The sequence below is a fragment of the Flavobacterium mesophilum genome, assembly GCF_039581405.1.
Lineage (GTDB): Bacteria > Bacteroidota > Bacteroidia > Flavobacteriales > Flavobacteriaceae > Flavobacterium.
The window spans coordinates 506,985-531,166 of record NZ_JBCPXZ010000003.1 but is presented as its reverse complement, the minus strand read 5'-3'; the positions used below and the strand labels follow the sequence as shown (position 1 = coordinate 531,166).

Sequence of the window (24,182 nt, the reverse complement as noted above, 5' to 3'; positions counted from 1 at the left end):
TCATAAATTATTAATTCGTTAATAAAAAAGTTTCTTTGTTGGATTATTCTCTTTTGCAGGGGTGTGTCTTTGTGCCTTTTTATTTTTGCTATTAAAAGGCCTTGTAATGAAAAGTAAAACAAAAAAAAGCTGCTTTTTTGAACTTGTTGACGAGAAAAATAATAACCTTGATTTATAGAATCTTTAGCAAAAAACAGCCTTCATAATTGTAAATTTACTTCGTAACTTTGTCGCTTAATGTTTTTTCAGATGAAATATAAAATAGCTTTCTTTTTACTTTTGATTTTTCTGTTGCAATCTTGTCAGGACGAAAATGCAAAACGCCTTGCCGAAAATCAAAAAGTAGCCAAAAAGAACGAGAAAATTTTCAATAATATTAATAAAGCGTGGACTTTTATAGATGAGCCAATCAATGAAGCTTCAGAAAAAAATGCAAGCACATGGAACGAATGGCGCGAGTTTTTAAAAGAGCTTGGAGAAAAACCACGAAGAACAATAGGAGCCTTTCAAAAAAAATCCAAAGCGATTTCAAAAAAGGCGATGGCTTTGAACAATAATATTCCGGCAGAATTAAACCAGCCAGCCATAAAAAGCAGAATTTCTATTTTGATCACCAAAGTCAAAATGATGGACTTATATATCAATCTGAGTACTATTCCAGACGATAAAGTGACTTTTTTAATTGGAGAAATCAACAAAGAAATCATTTCATTGGAAAGACAAATGGATAAGATTGTCGAAAAAGCCAAAATTCCAAAAGAGCAAGGAGAAGAAGATTTCCTGAGAATGTTAGATACAACACGCGCGATTCCGAATTCGGCGACGCCAATAGATCCAAATATACCAAAAGTTGAGTAAAAACGCCTTATATACAACCTACGATAATCTGCCAAAAGCGCAGCAGATTGCGACGAGTTTACTGGAAGGAAATCAAGTAAAAATGAATATCAGCGGATTGTTAGGATCTGCTGTTTCATTTATTATACGTTCCGTTTTCAAGAAAACCGAACTGCCTTTTTTGATTGTTTTAGACAACAAAGAAGAGGCCGCATATTATCTAAATGATTTGGAGCAAATGATTGGCGAGCAGGATGTATTGTTTTATCCCGCTTCATTTCGTCGCCCATACCAGATTGATGAAACCGATAATGCGAATGTTTTGCTTCGTGCTGAGGTTTTAAATAGAATCAATTCTCGTAAAAAACCAGCTGTAATTGTTACGTATCCTGAAGCGCTTTTCGAGAAAGTAGTTACAAGAAGAGAACTGGATAAAAACACTTTAAAAGTAGCTTTAAACGATAAAATTTCAATTGATTTTATCAACGAAGTTTTGTTTGAATACGAATTCAAAAGAGTAGATTTCATTACAGAACCAGGAGAATTTTCGGTTCGTGGAGGAATTGTCGATGTATTCTCTTTTTCGAACGATCATCCCTATAGAATTGAGTTTTTCGGAAACGAAGTAGATAGCATCAGAACTTTCGATGTTGAAACACAATTATCGGTAGAAACGCATAAAAAAATCACTATTATTCCGAATGTTGAAAACAAACTTTTTCAGGAAAACCGTGAGAGTTTCTTAGATTATATTGCCGAAAAAACAGTTCTTTTTATCCAAAATACAGAAGGACTTTTTAGTCAGTTGGACAAGCAATTTGCAAGAGCGGAAGAAGCTTTTGAGAAATTGTCGAAAGAAATAAAACACGCTACGCCAGAACAATTGTTTTTAAACCAAGCGTCCTTTATAAAAAGATCTTTGGACTTTTCAGTTGTAGAATTGGCATCAAGACCCGTTTATAAAACAACTAAAAAATTCGAATTCCACATTCAGCCTCAGCCATCTTTCAACAAACAATTTGATTTATTGCTGAATAATTTGAGCGATAATCATTTTAACGGATATGTGAATTATCTGTTTTGTTCGAATGATACGCAGGCAAAACGTTTCCATGATATTTTTGAAAGCTTAGACGAAGCCAATTCAGAAAACATCAGAAAACAATATCATACTATTGTATTGACTTTATATCAAGGTTTTATTGATGAAGAAAATCAAATAACAGCTTATACAGATCACCAGATTTTTGAGCGTTATCATAAATTCAACATCAAAAACGGCTATTCTAAAAAGCAGAATATCACTTTAAAAGAATTAACCGCACTTTCTGTAGGAGATTATGTAACGCACATCGATCACGGAATCGGGAAGTTTGGCGGATTGCAGAAAATTCAAGTTGAAGGAAAAACGCAGGAAGCCATAAAATTGGTTTATGCCGATAATGATATTGTATATGTAAGCATTCACTCGCTTCATAAAATCTCAAAATACAACGGAAAAGACGGAACGCCTCCAAAAATCTATAAATTAGGTTCAAACGCTTGGAAGGTTTTAAAACAGAAAACCAAAGCACGCGTAAAACATATTGCATTCAACTTGATTCAGCTGTATGCGAAGCGTCGTTTAGAAAAAGGTTTTCAGTTTGCGCCTGACAGTTATCTTCAAAACGAATTAGAAAGTTCGTTTATTTATGAAGATACACCAGACCAAATGAAATCGACGGCAGAAGTAAAAGCCGACATGGAAAGTGATCGTCCAATGGATCGTTTGGTTTGTGGTGACGTTGGTTTCGGAAAAACAGAGGTTGCAATTCGTGCAGCTTTTAAAGCCGTTGACAATAGCAAACAAGTAGCGGTTTTGGTGCCGACGACTATTTTAGCATATCAGCATTATAGAACTTTTTCTGAACGTTTAAAAGATATGCCGGTTTCTATTGGTTACTTAAACCGATTTAGAACGGCGAAACAAAAAACACAAACGCTAAAAGATTTAGCCGAAGGAAAACTCGATATTGTTATTGGAACACATCAATTGGTAAACAAAAATGTGGTTTTTAAAGATCTTGGTTTATTGATTGTTGATGAGGAACAAAAGTTTGGAGTAAACGTAAAAGATAAACTGAAAACCATTGCTGCAAATGTTGATACGTTGACGTTGACGGCAACGCCAATTCCGAGAACTTTACAGTTTTCGTTAATGGCGGCACGAGATTTATCGGTAATTACAACGCCTCCGCCAAATCGTTATCCGATTGAAACGAATGTGGTTACTTTTAATGAAGAAATTATTCGTGATGCAATTTCGTATGAAATTCAGAGAAACGGACAGGTTTTCTTTATCAATAACCGAATTGAAAATATAAAAGAAGTGGCAGGAATGATTCAGCGTTTGGTTCCAAATGCAAGAGTCGGAATCGGCCACGGACAAATGGACGGTGCGAAACTCGAAGAATTGATGTTAGGTTTCATGAACGGAGATTTTGATGTTTTGGTCGCAACCACAATCATCGAAAGCGGATTGGATGTTCCAAATGCTAACACAATTTTTATCAATAATGCTAATAATTTCGGATTATCAGATTTGCATCAAATGCGTGGTCGAGTAGGGCGAAGCAACAAAAAAGCATTCTGTTATTTCATCTGTCCGCCATATTCATCCATGACTGAAGATGCGAGAAAACGTATTCAGGCGCTGGAACAATTTAGCGAATTAGGAAGCGGTTTCAATATTGCGATGAAAGATTTGGAGATTCGTGGAGCAGGAGATTTATTAGGTGGAGAGCAAAGCGGTTTTATTAACGAAATTGGTTTTGATACGTACCAAAAAATCATGAATGAAGCGATCGAAGAATTGAAAGAAAACGAATTCAAAGATTTGTATCCTGAAGAAAACGACATCGACACAAAAGAATACGTAAAAGACATTCAAATCGATGCCGATTTCGAGTTATTATTCCCAGATGAATATATCAACAACGTTTCAGAACGTTTGGTTTTATACAACGAATTGGGCGCGATAAAAGACGAAGCCGGTTTACAGGAATTCGAGAAAAAACTAATCGACCGTTTCGGGCCATTGCCAAAACCTGCAGTTGCTTTACTAAACAGCATCAGAATCAAATGGATTGCAACGAAAGTGGGAATTGAGAAATTAGTGTTGAAACAAGGCAAAATGATTGGTTATTTCGTCTCAGACCAACAATCTGATTATTACCAATCGGTGAAATTCAGAAACGTTTTAAACTTCGTTCAAAAACACAGTTCACTCTGCAAAATGAAAGAAAAACAAACCGTAAACGGATTACGCTTGTTATTGACTTTTGAAAATGTGAAGTCGATAAAACGTGCGCTGGAATTGATGGAATTGTTTGAGGAGTAAAAAAAATAGCCACGAATTCACGAATTTATTTTAAGCAGATTTTCAAAAATAATTCGTGAATTGCTTCGCCTATTAGCTGTCGCTCGGGTCGTGGCGAAAAAAAAGTAAAAAAAATGGCGTAAAGAAATTCTCTACGCCATTTTTACTACTAATTAACCGACCAAAGTTTTTTATATTTTTTTCAATCCTTTTAATTCTGAAGCATTTCCTTCTTTGATGCTGATGGCAACACCACCACCAGAAGCCAAATACTGTTTTAATTTCGTTTTTGAGTTTACGATAACTTTAGTAACTGTATATTTCTGCGGATTTTGATTCCAGCTTGCTTCTTTCGCGTCAGCATAAATGGTTGCAATGTAGTTTTTTCCAGCAGGCAAATAGTCAAATGAAATGTTTGCAGTTCTTGCATTTTCATCAGTGATTCCACCAATGAACCATTCGTTTTTGCCTTTTGCTTTTCGGGCAATTGTAATATAATCTCCCGGTTCAGCTTCGAGAATATAACTGTTATCCCAATCTACAGCCACATCCTTGATGAATTGAAATGCATCTGGAAAACGCTCATAGTTTCCTGGAATATCAGCTGCCATTTGCAACGGACTGTACATCGTTACATAATAAGCCAATTGTTTTACCAAAGTAGTGTTTACACGTTGCGTGCTCCCAGTGCCGTAATACGAAAGATCAGTTTGGAAAATCCCAGGCGTATAATCCATTGGGCCTCCCATTAATCTTGTAAAAGGCAAAATGGTAGTATGATCTGGAGCTAGACCTCCCATTGATTCGAATTCAGTTCCACGAGCAGATTCTTGCGCAATCCAGTTTGGGAAAGTTCGATTCAAACCAGTTGGGCGAACGGCTTCGTGACTATCAATCATGATCTTATAATCGGCAGCGCGTTTGGCAACATTGATGTAATGATTTACCATCCATTGCCCGTCATGATGTTCGCCTCGCGGAATAATTTTCCCTACATAACCTGTTTTTACTGCATCGTAACCGTTGTCATTCATATATTGAAAAGCACGATCCAAACGACGTTCGTAATTCGTAGCCGATCCAGAAGTTTCATGATGCATGATAATTTTTACGCCTTTTGAAGCCGCATATTCATGAACTGCTTTTACATCAAAATCTGGATAAGGCGTTACATAATCAAAAACTTCTTCTTTCCAGTTTCCAATCCAATCTTCCCAGCCAATGTTCCAACCTTCGATCAGAATCGCATCAAAACCATTTTTAGAAGCAAAATCAATGTATTCTTTTGCACGTTCTGTTGTGGCGCCATGTTTCCCGTTTGGAGTCAATTTTGTAAAATCATCAGTTAATTTTACATTGTTTTCTTTTCCAAAAGCCCATGTGCTTCTTCCAGCCACAAAATATTCCCACCAAATTCCGATAAATTTCACCGGTTTGATCCAAGAAACATCTTTGTAACTTGTAGGTTCATTAAGATTCAGAATTAATTTCGAAGCCAAAATATCAGTCGCTTTATCGCTTACCACAATAGTTCTCCAAGGCGATTGTGCATCGGTTTGCATATAACCTTTCGCGCCAAGAGCATCTGGTGCCAAATGACTTTTCATTTTGTTGTTTTGAGCATCAACTTCCAGATACATTGCTGGATAATTGATTAATCCTGCCTCATGAATATTGATGTATAAACCATCATCAGATTTCATCATCGATGGTGTTTGTACAGACAATTCTTTGATTGGGCATTGGGCATTAATCTCGATTGTTGCTTTTTTCATCAAAGAAGGAATTTCTGAAATCTTTGATGTCGTGTACGCATATTCATTGGTGTCATAATCTCCCGGAATCCAGAAAATTTTATGATTTCCAGCCAGATTAAATTCAGAACGTTCTTCTTTAATTACAAAATAACTTAAATCGTTTTGCTTTGGAAATTCATATCTGAAACCTAATCCGTCGTTGAATAATCGAAAACGGATTCTGATAAAACGATTATTGTTTTTTGGCTGTGCCAAAGTGACAACCAATTCGTTATAATGATTGCGAATTGTTTTTTCTTCACCTAGAACAGGATTCCAACTTTCATCAACAGAAGTTTGTGCGGTATTTGTAATTGCAAAACCATCCATAAACGAAGCATTATTTTGAAGTTCTAAACCTAAGGAACTCGGCTTAATAACAGCTTTCTGCTTGTATGATAATTGATAAGACGGAATTCCGCCTTCTTTTAATTCAAACTTTAAAGAAAGATTTTTGTCTGGCGAAGTTATTTCTTGAGCTTGAAGCCAAAATGAATTGGCGAATGCAAAAAATAAAAGCGCTGTTTTTTTGCCCAAACGAATTTGAAGCAACATTTTTTGGGATTGAAAATTCATGTTATTTGGTTTTGTGCAAATTTAATTTTATTTAAAATTGCCTTGGAATTAATTTTTCAATACTAAATATTGAAAAGGCTGAAGCGTTATTTCTGAACCAACAGTAATAGCAGTTCCTGTAAAAGCATCTTTCCAGTTTCCTTTTAAAGTTGATGGAACAAGATGTTTAACAGTTGAACTGGTCAAATTAGAAAGAACAAAAACTTTTTCGGCTTCTTTTGTCATTGTAAAAGCGCAAACGGCATCACTACTGTAACCATTAAATTCTCCTGTTTTAATAGCATTGCTTGTGTTTCTGAAAGCGATGATTTTTTTGTATTCGGCAAGCATTGAAGCATCTGCAGTTGACCAATCAATTGGCGTTTTTGCAAAATAATTTAGCCTTTTGTCATAACCAATTTCCTGTCCGTTGTAAATCATTGGAACCGATTTTAAATAGGCAGCAACAACAAATGTTGCGATAGATCCTTTTTTGCCTCCAAAAAGCTCTAACGGCGTTCCTTCTGCAAGATTTACATCATGATTACTGGTGTATCTTACAATTCTGTTTTCTGGGTTATAATTTGTTGCATATTCTGTCGCATTTGATTGCTGAATCGTAAGTGCAGATTTATTTTCTTTAAAAAGCTTTTCTAAAGTTGAGAAAAAATTAAATCCGAATGTGTAATCGAAACCAGCCACAAAATGATTCACTTTTGAACCTTCGGCAAGCATCAAAATATTTTGATTTTTTTTGATTTTTCTCAATTTTGTTATCGCATCAGACCAGAAATTTTGAGGCACTAAATCGGCATAATCACATCTGAAACCGTCAATATTTGCATTGTAAATCCAATATGACATGGCATCGATCATTGCATCTTTCATTTCAGTATTATTGAAATCTAGTTGTGCAACATCATTGTAGTTTGTTCCTGGAGGAATAATAATGTTTCCGCTTGCGTCTTGTTGATACCAATTTTTATGCTCTGTAATCCAAGCATTGTCCCAAGAAGTATGATTGGCAACCCAGTCCAAAATAACGGCCATGTTTTTTTTATGTGCTTCTTCCACTAAAGTTTGAAGATCCTGTAAAGTTCCAAAATCAGGATTTACGGCTTTATAATCTTTTACAGCATAAGGTGAACCAAGTTCTCCCGAAGCTTTTACTTTTCCAACAGGATAAACAGGCATTAAATAAATCACATTTACTCCCAATTCTTGAATTTGAGTCAATCTGTCTTGAACTCCTTTTAATGTTCCTGCTTGACTAAAAGCACGAATGTTTACTTGATAAATAATGGCGTCTTCCTTTTTTGGCATTTTTTCGAAAGAAGCTCCATATTGCGTATAAGGAGAAACTGGAGTCGCTTCATTATCATCAGACGAACTGCATGATAGGAATGCCAAAGCCAGCAGAAATGTATAAATAGGTTTTATATTGAATTTCATATTTTTTCGATTTAGTTTATAATAAATGCCGAGTTGAAAGATAGCCTGCCTTTCGCTCAAAAAAGGCAGGTATCACTCAAACTAATCTAGCTTTATTACAATGTTAGATTATTTTTTAACGATCGTACAAGTTGCTGTTTTTGGATAGCCATTGCTTGTTGGATCTACTTCATTAATCTTGAACGTTACTTCATAAAGTCCTGCTTCAGGAATGTCGTAAGCATTTCCGTTATCTAAATTAATTGTATTCGTTGAAGGATCTGCTGGGCCATAATTGATAGTCCAACTATTGTTTAGTCTAAACTTTAGTGCTCCTGTTACCAAATTGGTCGTAATTTTCCAAGTTTTTGTTTGGTGGTCATAACTCATAGGCGTACTATTGTCCCATCCTCCCGGCTGAGAAGTTCCAACAATTCCCCAAGAATAAGGCGTTGCGCTCCATTTCAGCGTATTTAAATTTGCTTTTATTTGGTATGAACCTGCAGCAGGAAGTGTAAAATCAGTATCACTCATATTTTTCATATCGGCATTTGTATCGCCTGCACCATAGAATTGAGCCCAGTTTCTTGCTTTGTTTAATTTAAATCCAGGACCTGCACCTTCAGGTAAAGTCATATAACCTTGATAAACTCCTATTTGAATTTCTGTTAAAGCAGCAGCCGTTTCTACAGCCCACCCTTGATAACTTCCCGGCATATAAATTTCGCCTATAACAACAGTTTTCAAGTAAGGAGTAACTTGTATTGTAATAGGATTTGAATAAACTCGGTGATCCATATTAGCTTCTACTCGAATTACTAATTCTGCAGCAACATTAGGTTTCATGCCTAAATCTGTGGCAATTTTATTCAATTCAGCTCCAGTAAGAGATTTGCTTAAAACATCTTCTCCAGCTTCAACTCTTATGGCTTTTCCCCATGCTTCATTTCCTTTAATATCTGTAGGCAAATCAAATTGTATAGCATAGCTCACAGGAGCTGCAATCGGATACGTTACTTTTGGCCAAGAAATAAGTAAAGCTGGCTGATCTGAAACATCTTCTTTAAGCACTATTTTACTTGACGAAGCTTCAATTGCAGAAGGAAAAGTTACCGTTGCTAAGGTTGTTAATTGTCCTTCGGTTTCGCAAGAAGCAGCTATAAAAAGCAAACTGCCAAGTACGAATAATTTATTGATATATTTTTTCATGATAGTTTTCGTTTTTAATAACCTGGATTTTGTTTAAGTCCGTGATTCGCATCTAAAGCAGATGTTGGAATTGGGAACAATTTTCTGTAAGCAGGAGAAGCTGGTCTGAATTGATTTGCTAATAAAAATTTATCAAAACGAATCATGTCTTGTCTTCGGTGGCCTTCCCAGTTTAATTCGAATCCTCTTTCATTATAAATATCATCAAGAGTTGGGTTTGCAGCCAAAGGATCTAAACCAGCACGTTGTCTAATTTGATCTACAAATGGTTTTGCAGCAGCAGCATTTCCTAAACGCGCGTTGCATTCTGCCATCATTAAGATAACATCGGCATATCTGTAAATAGGAAAGTCATTTGAAGCTCCACCGCCTGTTTGTGCACCTGCAGGATAAAATTTGACATTGCGAACTCCAGCTTGAGGCGCAGCTCCAGGATTGTCTAACGAAGCAACTTCAAGTGTATAATTGAATCCGCCTGGTTGTTCTCCAAATAAAAATTGTTTTCTTCGGATATCATTTGTAGCATATTTCAAGAAGAAATCAGTAGGAACTATAGTTCCATTCCAGCCTGCAAGTCCAAACATTTTTGTACCCTGCGGTCCATATACACTTCGAACGGCATATACATTTCGAGAAACAACATCAAGTGTTGCGAAAATTGACAAAATAGTTTCATCCTCTGGGAGTACATCTCCAAATAATTCATAATATTTATTTCCTAATGGGCTAGACGCATTTTCTGCACCAGAATGAAGTGTAAAACCGCCTTCGCTTACTTTGTTGCAAGCGGCTAAACATTCAGCCCATTTTGCTTCTCCAGTATACACTTGAGCATTCAAATATACTTTCGCTAATAACGTATAACCTGCCCATTTGTTGAATCTTCCGTAATAATTTCCTCCTTTTGTAACAGAAAGCAATTCTACATTTTCAGTTAATTCTTTTACAATAAAATCATAAACCGTTTTACGGCTTGCTTGCGGAATTTTATCAACAGTAATGTTGTTTTCTGTGTAAAAAGGCACATCGCCAAAATCGTCAATCAATAAGTAATAAAAGAAAGCACGTAACACTTTTGCTTCAGCAATTTTTGATGGATCAGCATTTGATTTTTCTAGTAATTCAACAGCTAAATTGGCATTGAAAATACCTTTGTAAAGCCAGTTCCAAGTATTATTGATGATGTACTCAGAAGGAAGCCATTCGTGTTTGTGCAAACGAGCAAAATCCTGTTGCCAGTTACCGTCATTTCTGTGTGGAATTACTTGTTCGTCTGATGACATACAGTTCATGTCGTACCAGCCGTTATCTGCCCCTGCATAACCTACGCCAGGAACGCCTTTACGTTCAAAGTCACCTGGAATTTCTGCATAAACACTCGCCAGAGCAATGTTTGCTCCTTCAGGAGTTCCGTAAAAGCTGTCCGGTTGATATTTGTCGTATATATTTTCATTAAGATCTGTACAGCTAAAAAGGGTAGCGAAACATACGCTTCCTGCTATTACTATATTTTTAATTTTCATTTCTTCTACTATTTAAATTTTACAGTCAAACCAAATGCAACACTTCTGGTACGAGGATAAATTCCTTTATCACCACCAAAATTATCATTAGGATCACCACTTCCGCTTACGTTCAATTCAGGATCAACACCTGTGTAATTTGTAAGCAGTAGTAAATTGTTTCCGGTAAGAGAAAGTCGAATAGAGTCTACATATTTATCAGTAAAACGGAAACTATATCCAGCAGTAACATTTTCTAAACGGACAAACGAACCATCTTCTAACCATAAATCAGATGCGTAAGGAGAAGAAAAGATTCCTTTATCAACAGCACTTTGTAAAACGTTTGAACTACCTGTGTTCTCCAACATACTAAGCCTTTGATTAAGGTTATTGTAGATTTTATTTCCTCCAGAACCTCTCCATAACATAGAAACGTCAAAGTTTTTGTATCTATAAGATGGGTTGAATGCAAAAGTGTAAGTTGGTAATGCTGAACCTGCATAATAACGATCTGCGCTTGTAGCACCTTGATCAATTTTACCATCTCCGTCTATATCTTTTACAGTTTCTACACCATTACCATTTGTACCTGTACTTTCTAAAATATAAAATGAACCGATTGGTTTTCCTTGTACCAGTAATGAGTTTGGTGCTCCCCAGTTTACAAAGTTTGTGTTTAAAGGAATGCCATTAATGCTGCCACTTAAATTAAGTACTTCGTTTTTCATTAAAGATACGTTTCCAGCTAGTGTTAGTGTACTGTTTTCATTTCTGATAACATCATAAGCAAGAGCAACTTCAAGACCTTTGTTTGAAATACTTCCTACGTTTGCTTTGATTTTATTATAAGGATACGGAGGTTGAGGTACTGTATAATCAAACAAAAGATTATCTGTAGTAGAATCGTAAACATCAAAACCACCTCTTAATCGATTGTCAAAAAGACCAAAATCAAGTCCAATGTTGGTTTGTTTTTTAGTTTCCCATTTCAAATCAGCATTTGCATTTTGAGCAATGGTGAAATTGGTGATGATAGAGCCTCCAAAATAAATATTTCCTGCACTGTCAACTAATGGAAGTGAAGTCTGCGGATAAAGCCCTTGCTGGTTACCCGTTACACCATACCCAACACGCAATTTTAATTCGTTAAACAAATTTTGATTCAACATGAACGACTCTTTGTTGATTTGCCATGCAACAGATGCTGACGGGAAATTTCCCCATTTGTTGTTTGCACCAAATACAGATGAACCATCTCGTCTGATACTTGCTGTCAATAAATAACGGTCTAATAAAGAGTAGTTTAGTCTTCCTAAATAAGAAACTAATGATCTATCATTTTTATAAGATCTGATATCTCCAGCTCTTACTTTTGATAAATCGCCAAATTGTAGCGCATTGTAAGTTGCTTCATCACTAATAAAACCTCTTGCTTGAGTGTAATTACCTTGATAAGTCTGGCTTTGCCATTCGTATAAAGCCAATGCATTAAAACTGTGAATTCCAAAAGTTTTTTTATAGGTAAGACTGATATTCGTTAGCTTTTCATTTTGTCTACTGTTATCGATATTAGCAAAACCGTGTTGCTCGATTGCATTATTATCTGTTGATTCTGCTGGCATGTAATAGCCTGCAGTTCTATTCGTTTTTCTCCAGCTTCCAAACCAGTTTGCTGAAAAACCTTTTCCTAAATCTAAATCTGCTTTTAAGCTTCCAAATAAATTATCATTTTGAGTTTCATTAGTTACTTCTTGTGCGGCTGCATATGGATTTAAATAATGAAATACGGCAGCATCTGTAAAATAGGTTCCATCCGGATTAAAAACAGGATCAGTAGGTCTTGCTAATAATGAATTTGTAATTAAGTTTGACATATAGGCAACAGTTCCAATACTAGCAATACTGTTTGTGGTATTATTAACACCTGTATTTAAATTAAAAGTCAATTTTAATTTGTCATTAAGCGCTAATTGAGTTGCTTGAATACGTCCAATGTATTTTTGGTTGCTTGAATTAATTACAACTCCATCTTGCATAATTGCCGTGATTGAAGCTCTGTAATTAAATTTATCTGTTCCGCCACCAAAAGATAATGTATGCGTTTGCGTAATTCCAGTTTGCGTCAAAAGGCCATACCAATTTGTATTTGAACCGTGATTAGCAGATGCAGGAACGCCATATTTTTGAGCAGTATCCCACCATTGATTAGCATCAAGCATGTCTAATTTTTTTGGAATAAAATCTACAGAAGTAGATCCAATGTATTCCATAGTTGTTTTTCCTGCTTTATTCTTTTTAGTCGTCACAATGATTACACCAGGAGCTCCACGAGAACCATAAACAGCAGTAGCAGAAGCATCTTTTAAAACATCAATAGTTTCAATTTCAGTTGGTGGTACTTGATTCAATAAATCTAAGTTTCCTTGGATTCCATCTACAACTACCAATGGATCATTTCCTCCAATTAATGAAGAAATTCCTCTAATACGCACACTTGGCCCTGAGCCTGGCTCACTACCAATTTGCGTGATATTAACACCAGCAGCTTTTCCAGAAATCAATTGTAGCGGATTTACAATCGCGCCTTGATTCATGTCTTTTGCAGCAATTGAAGAAACAGCTCCAGTTACATCTTTTTTAGCTGTAGTTCCGTAACCAACTACTACAATTTCTTGAAGGTCAGTTGCATCTGGAACAAGCTGAATATTGATTATGCTTTGATTAGCGATTACTTTTTTCTCTTTGTATCCAACAAAAGAAACCACAATAACAGATTGACTGCTTTCAACTGTAAGTTTGTATTTTCCGTCAAAATCAGTTACCATTCCGTTTTTTGTTCCTTCTTCAATAACTGAAGCTCCGGGTAATGGCAAACCATTTTCATCTGTAATTACACCTGATACGGTTTGTTTTTGAAACGGAATTACTTCTGTTTTTAGCTCAGGTTTTTTAAGGATTATTTGTGTATCACGAATTTTGAATTCGGTTGGAGTTCCTTTAAAAATCTTATCTAGAACCACATAAATCGATTGATCTTTTACTGAAATTGAAACGGTTCGATCCAAATCGATATCGTTCAGCTTGTAAATAAATCTGAAATCTGTTTTTTGTTCTATGGTCTCAATAACCTTTTCGATTGTTGAATTGTTTAATTCTAGCGTAACTTTTGTCTTTTGGGCATAAGTATTCGCTCTAATATTAAACATGGCGACCAAAATAAGTAGTGTAGTTAGTTTCAATTTTAGGTCATTTTGGAACACTCGGTATAGAAACCCAGTATTCTTTGATTTTTTTTTCATAATTTTGTTAATTGATTGTAGTTAATTCGTTATATTCAATCACTTAGTTAATCGGAAATTGTTCGCAGCTCTTTCCGATTTTTTTATTCCCGTAATGTTAGTTCGTCATAGTTTTTTCTTGGTTTTAAGTGGTTATTTAATTAGTATTTGATTGTCTTTTATAGTATAATTAATACCATGAATATCATTGAAATAGCTCATAACGTTTTCAATAGATTCTTCTTTGAAGCTGGCATTGAATTTTTCGTTGGCTAGTTTTTCGTTTTTGTTTACAATTGTAACATTATAGCGTCTTTCAAGCTTTGTAATAATGTTTTTGAACGTCATATTTCTGAAAGTCAGGCCACCATTTATCCATGAAGTATAAATATCAGTAAGAACAGCTTTAGTTGAAATTTTGGCATTTTCTTTATTGAAACTGCCTTTAAATCCAGGTTTCAAAATGGTGTTTTTTAATGCGTCAAATTGCTCGTTCGATTCGTACATTCCAACTGAGCCTTCGACCAAAACAACATCGGTTGAAGTATCTTCAGGATAATTAGAAACGTTGAAATGCGTACCTAAAACTCGAACATTTAAGTTGTCGGCATTTACGATAAATGGATGTTCTTTGTCTTTGGCAACATCAAAAAAAGCTTCTCCATCAAGAAATACTTGTCTGTTTTCTCCAGCTATAAATTTTATTGGATATTTTAAGGTTGTTCCCGAATTAAGATGAACAAATGTTCCGTCTGATAATTGAAGACGGAATTTTTTTCCGTACGGAATTTTGATGGTGTTGTAAACCAATTTTTCAGGATTTGAACTGTTTTCATAAACTAATTTATCTCCAGTTTGATTTCCAACAATATTTCCATTTGCATCTTTTACCTGCGATGAATTGTTTTCAGAAATTACCTGAATATCTCCGTTTTCTAATTGAAGGACAATATCAGTGCTTTTGAAATCAAATTGTTTTTCAGCAGATTTAGTTGAAAGACTTTGTTTGTAGAAAAAACCAATTCCCAATAAAACAACAACAGACGCTGCAATCGAAATGTATTTTCTATAATTCGATTTTCTTGCCGGCATTTCAATTATAGTTTCATCTTTTTCTTCTTCTTTTGAAGCAGATAAAATATTCATGAAAATAGCATCGGCAGTTTGTTTGTCCATTTTTGGCATTTCGTCCAAAAGATTTTGAACATCTTCTACCGTTGGGAAATCATCAGTAAGCTGATTTTTTTTATAATAAGCAATCACCTCGTTTGTTTCTTCGGGCGTACATTGGTTCAAAACAAACTTTTGTAAAAGACGTTGCATTTCAGAATTTGAATTCATTACGAATTGTTTTTAGGTCGGGGTTTTATATAATACAGTTGAGAATAAGTTTACTACTACTCAAACGTTAGAAATTTTTCAATTTTAACATTTTTTGTATGCTCGATTTTGTTTAAAATCGATGGAAAGTATTGATTTTACTGATGTTTACGGGAATATTTTTTTTAAGAAAAGAGCAAAAAAAAATCACTCGATTAGAAGTGATTTTAATGGTTTGTGGTTTTTTGGTTTAGATAATTTCATCATGAACTTGAAAAAAGACTCGCATGGATTCCAGTGCTTTGCTCATTTGGTTCCTGACAGTATTTATAGAGATGCCGAGTTCCTGACTTATTTCTTCGTAACTCATGCCTTTCTTTCGGGACATTTTAAAAATTTGCTTTCGCTTGGGGGGCAATTGTTTTATAGCTTGTTTGCGAAGTTTTTTGCAATCTTCTTCGCGAATCGAATAATCGCCGTATTCATGAGATTTTTGGCTTTCATAAAAAACAGCTTCTTTTAAAACCTGATCGTTTGCAGCTTTATTTAAAGTATTAAAAGCTTGATTTCGCGCAATGGTGAAAATATAAGCCTTAAATGACTGCTCCAGATTCAAGTTTTCGCGATGCTGCCATACCTTCATAAAAACATCCTGAACATTTTCTTCGGCAGCTTCTTTCGATTTTAATAGACTAATGCTGTAGCCATAGATGTCTTGGTAATACAAATCAAAAAGGGAACGAAATGCTTTTTCGCTGCCATTTTTTAGTTCGTTTACCAATAATTTGTCGCTATGATCTTTGGCTTCCAACATTAAATTAATTAGTTTGTATTTAAATCTAATTATATTACGATACTATCAAAATCGATACTCTAATGTGTTGAGTGGTTAGCAAATATATAAAAATATAATTCGCATATAAAAGTCAAAAATTACACTTATTTGTGTTTTTTAAAAATTATTGCAACTTCAAAGTCAGCAAATACGCTGGTAAAATGCTTTTTATCAAGTTGATAACTTTTTGGCTGAAAATTTAAAAATTAACTATTCTGAATTTTTAATTCTGAGAATATTCTTATTGTTCAAAATTAGAATTGGAGATTCTTCAATTTTTTGAATCAAAAAATCCTTTCATCTTTTTTGTAAAAGACAAAAGGATTATTGAAAATTGAATCTATATAATTGATCTAAAATTAAATTCTGTTTTATTAGTTTTTCAAATCTTTGATTACTTTGAAAGCAACGTCAACTTGATCTTCACCAACTAAAATCGTAAATTCATTTGAAGTCGAAATTACCTCGTTGATGATGATACCTTCCCAAGCTAAACGTTGGAAAATGAAATAATAAATACCAGGAACAACGATATTTTCTTTTGGCAACTTAACTGTGATAGAAGCTAAATTGTCTAATTTCTGAATTAGTTTTTCTCTCATGAAGTGTTTTTCAACTAAATGATTCACACTGCTGCTCACTACAATATTAGTTTCGTTTACACCACGTGATGAGGTATAGAAAATATCAGATAAAGCATTAATGTCAGAAATTAAATCAGCTTGTTTGTTTAAAACAGTTTCAGAAGCTGCAAAAGTGTAATCTGTAAGCTCAGAGCGAACTGTGATTTCACCAATATTCTTGATTACTTTATTGATTTTGTGGTTTAATTTAAAATCTAATTCCTCAGTCAATCTTTTAAGAGACATTACAACAGCACCTTGTTTTACCTCTTTGCCAAACTCACTTTCCAGCTCGGTCATAATATTTCGAGACAGCGAAGTTAAATTGATAATTCCGAGTGATAATGCATTTAATAAAAACGGTTTTGTTTTGATGTAATTTTCGACGATGGAAGAAACGGTTTTCATAATTTTTTTTCTTTTTTTTTGTAACTTAATTGTGTTGGTTTAGTTAATTTGATGTTATAAATCTCTGCAAATATAAATAAAAAAACAAATTGTTACAATTATAACAAGAAAAAATTATGTTAAAAATGATAAAAAGCGTCACTAAGATGCTCAATTGCAAATGTTTCCTCGGATTTATGGATTGCAATTATGTCAAAACGAATATTTAAATCGTCATCAAAATCCATTTCCCTATCGTTTATGTAGGCATTTACTGCTTTTATGAGCAGCTGAATTTTTTTTTGTTTGACAAAATCCTGCGGAGAACCAAAATCTAAACTTGATCTTGTCTTCACTTCTACGATGGCCAAAATGGATTCTTTTTGAGCAATAATATCAATTTCGGCTTTTTGAATAACAAAGTTTCGTTCTAAAATTTCATAACCATTTTCTTCAAGATAGGAGACAGCCAGCTCTTCTCCAAGTTTTCCAAGTTCGTTGTGTTCTGCCATTGTTTTTTTGTTTCAAGTTTCAGGTTTAAAGTTTTTTGCACGCAAAAAAGTCGCAAAAGTTAAATACACTTTGCGACTTTGCTCCCGATAATTATCGGGATTGCGAGATTTTTATGTGGTATTTTTAAAAAGCTTTTTCTAAACTGAATTCAGTTCAAAAACTATTTTTGGAAAGTAAGTGTGCTTCCGGAAGCATTTACATCAATTGTAACAGTATTTCCCATTATAAGGGTTCTATTATCTCTAATATGTCCTGCTGGGAAGTTGAAAATTACAGGAATATTATATTTTTTAGTCACATCATCAATGATTTCCAAAGCGTTTTTCCCCCACGGAACTTCATTGTCTTTCATTTTGGTCATCCCACCAATAACAATTCCTTTCAAATTTTCGATGCAACCATTTCGTCTTAAATTCATCATCATACGGTCAATATGATAAAGGTATTCATCTAAATCCTCAATAAACAAAATTTTGTCTTTGCAATCAATTGCCGATGGTGAACCTAATAAACTGTATAAGATTGATAAATTCCCTCCAACTAGTTCTCCAGTAGCTTTTCCAAAACGATTCATTGGGTCTGGAGCAATAGAATAGGATACGGGTTCACCAAATAAACTTGCTTTTAATGAACTAACAGCCTCTGGTGTAGCGCGTGCAACCGTAACAGGCATTATAGCATGCAACGATTTAAAGCCCATTGTGTTTAAATGATTATGTAAAACCGTTACATCACTAAAGCCGATAACCCATTTTGGATGCTGTTTAAATTTGGTAAAATCTAATAAATCTAACATTCGCACTGTTCCATATCCGCCACGAACACACCAAATTGCTTTGATATTTGGATTGTCCATTTGTTTTTGAAAATCGGCGGCGCGTTGTTCATCAGTTCCGGCCAATTGGTGGTAATCAAGACCAATAGTGCTTCCTACAACAGCTTCTAATCCCCAACTGTGTAATAAATCAATTGTTGGTTTTAAATTGTCGTCGACATTTTTTCTAGCTGTTGCTAAAAGAGCGACAGTATCTCCTTTTTGTAAATAAGGCGGTGTTATCATGATTTGTTGAGATTGACAAGTGAGTGTATGTAAAGCAAAAGTAAGAAATGCGATTTTAAAGCAGTTAAATTTCTTTTTAAGATTAAGGAAGCTATTCATGATTTCTTATGCTGTTTTTAATTTTGGTCTGTGACAAATTTAAATATTTGAGCGCGTAAATAATTGAAATTTCTTACAAATTATTTAAATTGGCGTTTTAATTTTTTAAAGTTATGCAAATTATTAAATTTCATTTTTGTTTGATCGCTTTTTTTACAATTTCTATTTTAAGCAGTCAATCTAAAAAATACAATATTCATACTGTAGCCTTTTACAATTTCGAAAATCTTTTTGACACAATTAATGATCCAAATACGAATGATGATGAATGGACGCCTGAGGGAGCACAACATTGGACAAAAGAAAAATACGAGCAAAAATTAAAGAATCTGTCAAGAGTCATTTCGGAAATTGGAACTCCTGAAAATTCAAATGCGCCAACTTTGATTGGCTGTTCTGAAATAGAAAACAGAGGCGTTCTCGAAGATTTAGTGAAACAAGAAAAAATTGCAAATCTCGATTACGGAATTATTCATTTTGATTCACCCGATCAGCGCGGAATCGATGTGGCACTTTTGTATGAGAAAAAATATTTCAGACCAACTTCTTTTTCAAATATTCCTTTAATCATTTACAAAGACAAAATTGTTCCTAAAGAAGAACAAAATGAAGATTTGGGCGATGTTGAAATTAAAGAAGATCATAATCGAGTATTTACGAGAGATCAGCTTTTGGTTACAGGTTTTCTGGAAAATGAAGAAATTAATATCATAATTAATCATTGGCCGTCCAGATCAGGTGGAGAAAAAGCAAGCAGTCCGTACCGTGAAGCGGCTGGAAGATTGAACAGAAAAATTATCGATTCGTTGCAACAAATAAATCCCCTTGCGAAAGTTATTACGATGGGAGATTTGAATGATGGACCGTTTAATAAAAGTATAAAAGTCGCTTTAGGAGCAAAAGCTAAAAAAGCAGAAACTTCCGAATTTGAAACTTTTAATCCGTTTGAAGAAATGGCAACAAAAGGAATGGGAACTTTAGCATTTAGAGATTCCTGGGACATTTTCGACCAAATTATAATGACACAATCCCTGATACTGCCAGATTTTTCAAGTTATAGATTTTGGAAAGCAGGGATTTTCAATCGACCTTATTTGATTCAGAATTCAGGAAAATATAAAGGATATCCTCTTCGAAATACATTGACTGAAGCTGGTTTTAGCGATCATTTTCCGGTTTATATTTATTTGATTAGAGAGAATTTGTAGAGACGCGCCGCAATGTGTCTCTACAAATTCGTTAACTTAGCATTTCATAAATTCTGAAAAAAAATGGCTATAGCAAAACCTTTCAATCTTACCCAATGGATTGAAGAAAACCGACAATTACTAAAACCACCTGTAGGAAATAAAAACCTTTATGTAGATTCAGGCGATTATATCGTCATGATTGTCGCTGGACCAAATGCCCGAAAAGATTATCATTATAATGAAACCGAAGAGCTTTTTTATCAGCTTGAAGGAAGTATAAAAGTAGTAATTCAGGAAGATGGAGAGCGCAAGGAAATGGAACTGAATGCAGGAGATATGTATCTTCATCCTGCGAAAGTACCACATTCTCCAGTTCGTTCAGCAGGCTCAATTGGTTTGGTGATTGAAAGAAAGCGTGCCGGATTAGGATATACAGATGGTTTGCTTTGGCATTGCGACAATTGCAATCATAAATTGTATGAAGTGTATTTTGAACTTCACAATATTGAAAAAGATTTTCTTCCTCATTTTGAACATTTTTACAATTCTGAGGAATTAAGAACTTGTGATAAATGTGGGACTGTTATGGAAACTGATCCAAGATTTGTGGCGAAGAAATAATTTTTGATTATAATAAAATAGTAAACCCGACAGGTTTTAAAAGCCTGTCGGATTTTTCTGGTGAATTTTCATTCAAAATTAATGATTTATATTATTTTTGAATTATATTTGTATCATAAACGATATAAAAATACTTCAATTATGATACAAGAAATTATTGCTTATAAAAATATCGTCAATGATATTGAAGATTTAATGGCTAAATCACCTTTTAAAAAAAATTATATCATCGAACAAGTTGGCATTCCTAGTCCAACATTTTATCGTAAGTTGAAAACTCAGACTTTTACTCCCGATGAAATGCTTTCAATTGCAAAAATTCTTTCTCCTGAGGAAAGTTTTATGCTTGAATTAAAGGCAGATATTGAACAAGGCAAACTTGATATAAAAAATGGAGATTTTATAACGCATGAAGAAATGCTAGCCAAACTTAAAAGCAAAAATCTTATATAAAAATACTGATTGGTTTTTGTCGAGTGTTATAAAGAGCAATCAATTCAATATCATCTGCTATGAGTTCGTAGTATAAAGTTACATTTCTTGAAATCAAGATACTTCGACATTTCAACTTTGAATTATATTTTCCAATAAAAGGATTATTTTGCAATAATTGAATTGTATGCAAAACATCTTGGATAAATTTTTGCACTATAAGTGGAGACCAAAATTGTTCAAGATAATTTATAATATTCTCAAAATTGTATTCTGCTTTTTTAGACCAAATAATCTTCATTTTATAAATCTGAATATTTTGCTAATTTATAAAAATAAACTTACAAAATATTGAGTTTTACAACTCAAACTTCTTCCCTTGTTCCGGATAAATAATTCTTACGCCCAAATCATTTTGATTTTTAAGTTGCTCTTTAAGTTTTAGGATATTTTTTGTTGGTGGTTTTAAATGTGTCACAACGATTTTGAAACCTTTCAACGAACCTTTTCCTGCCAAATCTTCCAAAACTTGAAGCTCTTTCATCAAATAATTCGGTGTCAAATGGCCGAATAAAAATTGATCTGGTTGTTCATTTGGGAAAGAGACTTCAATAAAAATTCCTTTTAATTGTTTGTTTTGTACCAAAGGTGCAACTGCCGTCCATAAAGCTTTTAATTTGTCGCTTTTTTCAACGGAATCTGGGCCAGTATCACCTAAGTACAAGGCATAAGAATCATCATTTTTTATTAAAAATGCAGTACTCTCAAACGGATTAACATGGCTCAACGGAAAAGCTTTTACCGTCATTTTTGCATTTGAAATTGGCGTTTCTTCGTTTAAATTCAAGACTTGAAAATGGTATTTTTTTAAAGGAAAACCTGGTCCATGATCACCAAAATTTGCCCAAGTTTGATCATTGAAATAATGATTTTCCATCATTTCCATACATTTTTGAGTCGCATAAACAGTTTTAGAAGAATCTGCGGGAGAATTTATAATTAAACCTGAAACGTGATCCAAGTGCGCGTGCGAAATTAAATATCCTTTGATATATTTTCGTAAAACCTCGCTTGTCGAAACTTTAAAAACCTTGTTTTCAATTGCTTTTTCGATTCCGGCATTCACAGTTCCGGCATCAAGACAAATAAAATCCTTTGTGTTTGAAGGCGCTAATAAATAAGCAGAAAGATTTTTTTCATCGATTCCGCCTTTTATTCCCAGCGGAACAACTTGGAAAGAAGATTTTTCTTTTTGTGCAAAAGCATTCGCTGAAATTAAAAGGAAACAAAGCAAAAGTCGACTAAAGTTGGTCATAATTCATTTTTTAAGTAGTGCAAATTTCACTAAATAAATCCAATAAATACGGCTCTATTTCTGTTAATACTATTAAATAATCTTAAATTTACGGGTATTTATGATGACACTTCAATTTGAAATTAATTCTAAAAGAATATCTTTACATAAAAAATATAACAATTTTAACTAAAAAAGTTACAATGACAACAATAGCATCGCAATTTGGCATGAATGAAGCCTTAGAAAAACTAGGAATTAAACTAGTTAACGAAGGAACTTCAACGGGAGTAGAGAATTTTTCATCGGGAGAAATTTTAGACAGTTTTTCTCCGGTAGATGGAAAATTAATTGCATCAGTAAAAACTTCAACACTTGAAGATTACGAAAAAGTAATGCGTTCAGCAACTGAGGCTTTTAAGACTTTCAGATTAATTCCTGCGCCTCAGCGTGGCGAAATTGTGCGTCAGTTTGGAGAAAAATTACGCCAAAATAAAGAAGCTTTAGGAAAATTGGTTTCTTATGAAATGGGAAAATCATTGCAGGAAGGCTATGGTGAAGTTCAGGAAATGATCGATATCTGTGATTTTGCTGTTGGATTATCTCGTCAATTGCATGGTTTGACCATGCATTCTGAAAGACCGGGACATCGTATGTATGAGCAATATCATCCACTAGGAATTGTCGGAATTATTTCGGCATTTAATTTCCCGGTTGCAGTTTGGTCTTGGAACACGGCTTTGGCTTGGATTTCTGGCGATGTTTGCGTTTGGAAACCTTCTGAAAAAACACCTCTTTGCGGTATTGCTTGTCAAAATATAATCGCCCAAGTTATCAAAGAAAACAATTTGCCAGAAGGAATTTCTTGTTTGGTAAATGGCGATTACAAAATAGGAGAGTTGTTGACAAAAGATACTCGTATTCCATTAGTTTCTGCAACGGGTTCAACTAGAATGGGGAAAATCGTCGCTCAAGCAGTTGCCGCTCGATTAGGAAAATCATTATTGGAATTAGGAGGAAACAATGCGATTATAGTTACTCCAGATGCAGATATTAAAATGACTGTTATCGGAGCTGTTTTTGGAGCGGTTGGAACTGCTGGTCAGCGTTGTACATCAACTCGAAGATTGATTATTCATGAAAGTATTTATGATAAAGTAAAAGATGCTTTAGTAGCTACTTACAAACAATTAAGAATTGGAAATCCGCTTGACGAAAATAATCATGTGGGACCGCTAATTGATACACACGCGGTTGAAGCTTATGCAGTTGCTTTGAACAGAGTGGTTTCAGAAGGTGGAAAAATCTTGGTTGAAGGTGGTGTGCTTTCTGGCGAAGGATATGAAAGTGGTTGTTACGTGAAACCTGCAATTGCGGAGGCTGAAAATTCATTTGCGATTGTGCAACATGAGACTTTTGCTCCGGTTTTGTATTTGATTAAATATTCTGGAGATGTCGATAACGCGATCGAAATTCAAAATGGAGTTGCCCAAGGATTATCTTCAGCAATTATGACAAATAATTTGCGCGAAGCTGAAAGATTTTTGTCGGTAACAGGCTCTGATTGTGGCATTGCAAACGTAAATATCGGAACTTCGGGAGCAGAAATTGGAGGTGCTTTTGGTGGTGAAAAAGAAACCGGAGGCGGACGCGAATCTGGATCTGATGCTTGGAAAATTTACATGCGCCGTCAAACTAACACTATTAATTATACTACGAATCTTCCTTTGGCACAAGGAATTAAATTTGATTTATAAGATTTTGACAGATAGCAAAAATAACAAAGGCTTTCATAATTGGAAGCCTTTGCTTTTGAAATTAAGTTAGTCAAGTAAGGTT

At 34.4% G+C, this 24,182-nt stretch carries 18 protein-coding genes; 6 read left to right on the top strand and 12 right to left on the bottom strand.

Translation table 11 applies throughout. From position 1 onward, the window contains the following. Window positions 1–249 precede the first annotated feature (249 nt). Complete coding sequence (locus AAYQ19_RS11245) at window positions 250–858, top strand: hypothetical protein (protein ID WP_343536357.1); 609 nt, start codon at window positions 250–252, stop codon at window positions 856–858. Next, window positions 851–4,216 (top strand): transcription-repair coupling factor, encoded by a 3,366-nt coding sequence (mfd, locus tag AAYQ19_RS11240; RefSeq protein ID WP_343536355.1) that lies wholly within the window; start codon window positions 851–853, stop codon window positions 4,214–4,216. The genes AAYQ19_RS11245 and mfd overlap by 8 nt, the downstream gene beginning before the upstream one ends. A 170-nt stretch (window positions 4,217–4,386) precedes the next feature. Here mfd and AAYQ19_RS11235 read toward each other — a convergent pair whose 3' ends face one another. The 10 genes from AAYQ19_RS11235 to AAYQ19_RS11190 form a co-directional block, all read right to left on the bottom strand. Continuing rightward, window positions 4,387–6,567: a glycoside hydrolase family 97 protein gene (locus AAYQ19_RS11235; protein ID WP_343536353.1), complete on the bottom strand. Its 2,181-nt coding sequence runs from the start codon at window positions 6,565–6,567 to the stop codon at window positions 4,387–4,389. Window positions 6,568–6,615: 48 nt separating this feature from the next. Then, complete coding sequence (locus tag AAYQ19_RS11230) at window positions 6,616–7,998, bottom strand: alpha-amylase family glycosyl hydrolase (protein ID WP_343536351.1); 1,383 nt, start codon at window positions 7,996–7,998, stop codon at window positions 6,616–6,618. A 108-nt stretch (window positions 7,999–8,106) separates the two neighbouring features. Beyond that, the gene (locus AAYQ19_RS11225) at window positions 8,107–9,186 is read right to left on the bottom strand and encodes a SusE domain-containing protein (protein WP_343536350.1); all 1,080 of its coding nucleotides are present in this window, start codon (window positions 9,184–9,186) and stop codon (window positions 8,107–8,109) included. Window positions 9,187–9,200: 14 nt separating this feature from the next. Beyond that, on the bottom strand, window positions 9,201–10,709 hold the full coding sequence (locus tag AAYQ19_RS11220) for a RagB/SusD family nutrient uptake outer membrane protein (RefSeq protein WP_343536349.1): 1,509 nt from the start codon (window positions 10,707–10,709) through the stop codon (window positions 9,201–9,203). Between the two features lie 8 nt (window positions 10,710–10,717). After that, complete coding sequence (locus tag AAYQ19_RS11215) at window positions 10,718–13,930, bottom strand: SusC/RagA family TonB-linked outer membrane protein (protein WP_343536347.1); 3,213 nt, start codon at window positions 13,928–13,930, stop codon at window positions 10,718–10,720. Window positions 13,931–14,122: 192 nt separating this feature from the next. After that, window positions 14,123–15,310, bottom strand: a complete 1,188-nt coding sequence (locus AAYQ19_RS11210; protein ID WP_343536346.1) for a FecR family protein — start codon at window positions 15,308–15,310, stop codon at window positions 14,123–14,125. Between the two features lie 229 nt (window positions 15,311–15,539). After that, window positions 15,540–16,103: an RNA polymerase sigma factor gene (locus AAYQ19_RS11205; protein ID WP_343536345.1), complete on the bottom strand. Its 564-nt coding sequence runs from the start codon at window positions 16,101–16,103 to the stop codon at window positions 15,540–15,542. A 395-nt stretch (window positions 16,104–16,498) separates the two neighbouring features. Next, window positions 16,499–17,155, bottom strand: coding sequence for a hypothetical protein (locus AAYQ19_RS11200; RefSeq protein ID WP_008466087.1), 657 nt, complete (start codon window positions 17,153–17,155; stop codon window positions 16,499–16,501). Window positions 17,156–17,274: 119 nt separating this feature from the next. Then, window positions 17,275–17,646, bottom strand: a complete 372-nt coding sequence (locus AAYQ19_RS11195; protein WP_343536344.1) for a YraN family protein — start codon at window positions 17,644–17,646, stop codon at window positions 17,275–17,277. 161 nt (window positions 17,647–17,807) lie between these two features. Beyond that, the gene (locus AAYQ19_RS11190) at window positions 17,808–18,707 is read right to left on the bottom strand and encodes a S66 peptidase family protein (RefSeq protein ID WP_343536342.1); all 900 of its coding nucleotides are present in this window, start codon (window positions 18,705–18,707) and stop codon (window positions 17,808–17,810) included. A gap of 212 nt (window positions 18,708–18,919) precedes the next feature. On the opposite strand from AAYQ19_RS11190, the gene AAYQ19_RS11185 reads away from it, so the two are divergent. The 3 genes from AAYQ19_RS11185 (at window position 18,920) to AAYQ19_RS11175 (ending at window position 21,070) form a co-directional block, all read left to right on the top strand. Then, on the top strand, window positions 18,920–20,014 hold the full coding sequence (locus AAYQ19_RS11185; protein WP_343536341.1) for an endonuclease/exonuclease/phosphatase family protein: 1,095 nt from the start codon (window positions 18,920–18,922) through the stop codon (window positions 20,012–20,014). Between the two features lie 63 nt (window positions 20,015–20,077). Next, entirely contained in the window at window positions 20,078–20,617 is a 540-nt protein-coding gene (locus AAYQ19_RS11180) for a 3-hydroxyanthranilate 3,4-dioxygenase (protein ID WP_343536340.1), read from the top strand. Window positions 20,618–20,758: 141 nt separating this feature from the next. Beyond that, window positions 20,759–21,070 (top strand): hypothetical protein, encoded by a 312-nt coding sequence (locus tag AAYQ19_RS11175; protein ID WP_343536338.1) that lies wholly within the window; start codon window positions 20,759–20,761, stop codon window positions 21,068–21,070. Here the strand turns inward: AAYQ19_RS11175 and AAYQ19_RS11170 are convergent. Together AAYQ19_RS11170 and AAYQ19_RS11165 are read right to left on the bottom strand one after the other, a co-directional pair. Continuing rightward, the gene (locus AAYQ19_RS11170) at window positions 21,063–21,350 is read right to left on the bottom strand and encodes a type II toxin-antitoxin system RelE/ParE family toxin (protein WP_343536337.1); all 288 of its coding nucleotides are present in this window, start codon (window positions 21,348–21,350) and stop codon (window positions 21,063–21,065) included. The two genes, AAYQ19_RS11175 and AAYQ19_RS11170, sit on opposite strands and share 8 nt — an antisense overlap. Window positions 21,351–21,407: 57 nt before the next feature. Continuing rightward, on the bottom strand, window positions 21,408–22,364 hold the full coding sequence (locus AAYQ19_RS11165) for an MBL fold metallo-hydrolase (RefSeq protein WP_343536335.1): 957 nt from the start codon (window positions 22,362–22,364) through the stop codon (window positions 21,408–21,410). Window positions 22,365–22,546: 182 nt separating this feature from the next. On the opposite strand from AAYQ19_RS11165, the gene amaB reads away from it, so the two are divergent. Beyond that, window positions 22,547–24,100 carry an L-piperidine-6-carboxylate dehydrogenase gene (gene amaB / locus AAYQ19_RS11160; protein WP_343536334.1) on the top strand — a complete coding sequence of 518 codons (1,554 nt, stop codon included), beginning with the start codon at window positions 22,547–22,549 and terminating at the stop codon, window positions 24,098–24,100. Window positions 24,101–24,182 lie beyond the last annotated feature (82 nt).

Coding starts and splice junctions, on each gene's coding strand:
- AAYQ19_RS11245 (WP_343536357.1), top strand. CDS start 250: ATGAAATATAAAATAGCTTTCTTTTTACTTTTGATTTTTCTGTTGCAA.
- AAYQ19_RS11235 (WP_343536353.1), bottom strand. CDS start 6,567: ATGAATTTTCAATCCCAAAAAATGTTGCTTCAAATTCGTTTGGGCAAA.
- AAYQ19_RS11230 (WP_343536351.1), bottom strand. CDS start 7,998: ATGAAATTCAATATAAAACCTATTTATACATTTCTGCTGGCTTTGGCA.
- AAYQ19_RS11225 (WP_343536350.1), bottom strand. CDS start 9,186: ATGAAAAAATATATCAATAAATTATTCGTACTTGGCAGTTTGCTTTTT.
- AAYQ19_RS11220 (WP_343536349.1), bottom strand. CDS start 10,709: ATGAAAATTAAAAATATAGTAATAGCAGGAAGCGTATGTTTCGCTACC.
- AAYQ19_RS11210 (WP_343536346.1), bottom strand. CDS start 15,310: ATGAATTCAAATTCTGAAATGCAACGTCTTTTACAAAAGTTTGTTTTG.
- AAYQ19_RS11205 (WP_343536345.1), bottom strand. CDS start 16,103: ATGTTGGAAGCCAAAGATCATAGCGACAAATTATTGGTAAACGAACTA.
- AAYQ19_RS11200 (WP_008466087.1), bottom strand. CDS start 17,155: ATGAAAACCGTTTCTTCCATCGTCGAAAATTACATCAAAACAAAACCG.
- AAYQ19_RS11195 (WP_343536344.1), bottom strand. CDS start 17,646: ATGGCAGAACACAACGAACTTGGAAAACTTGGAGAAGAGCTGGCTGTC.
- AAYQ19_RS11190 (WP_343536342.1), bottom strand. CDS start 18,707: ATGATAACACCGCCTTATTTACAAAAAGGAGATACTGTCGCTCTTTTA.
- AAYQ19_RS11185 (WP_343536341.1), top strand. CDS start 18,920: ATGCAAATTATTAAATTTCATTTTTGTTTGATCGCTTTTTTTACAATT.
- AAYQ19_RS11180 (WP_343536340.1), top strand. CDS start 20,078: ATGGCTATAGCAAAACCTTTCAATCTTACCCAATGGATTGAAGAAAAC.
- AAYQ19_RS11175 (WP_343536338.1), top strand. CDS start 20,759: ATGATACAAGAAATTATTGCTTATAAAAATATCGTCAATGATATTGAA.
- AAYQ19_RS11170 (WP_343536337.1), bottom strand. CDS start 21,350: ATGAAGATTATTTGGTCTAAAAAAGCAGAATACAATTTTGAGAATATT.
- AAYQ19_RS11165 (WP_343536335.1), bottom strand. CDS start 22,364: ATGACCAACTTTAGTCGACTTTTGCTTTGTTTCCTTTTAATTTCAGCG.
- amaB (WP_343536334.1), top strand. CDS start 22,547: ATGACAACAATAGCATCGCAATTTGGCATGAATGAAGCCTTAGAAAAA.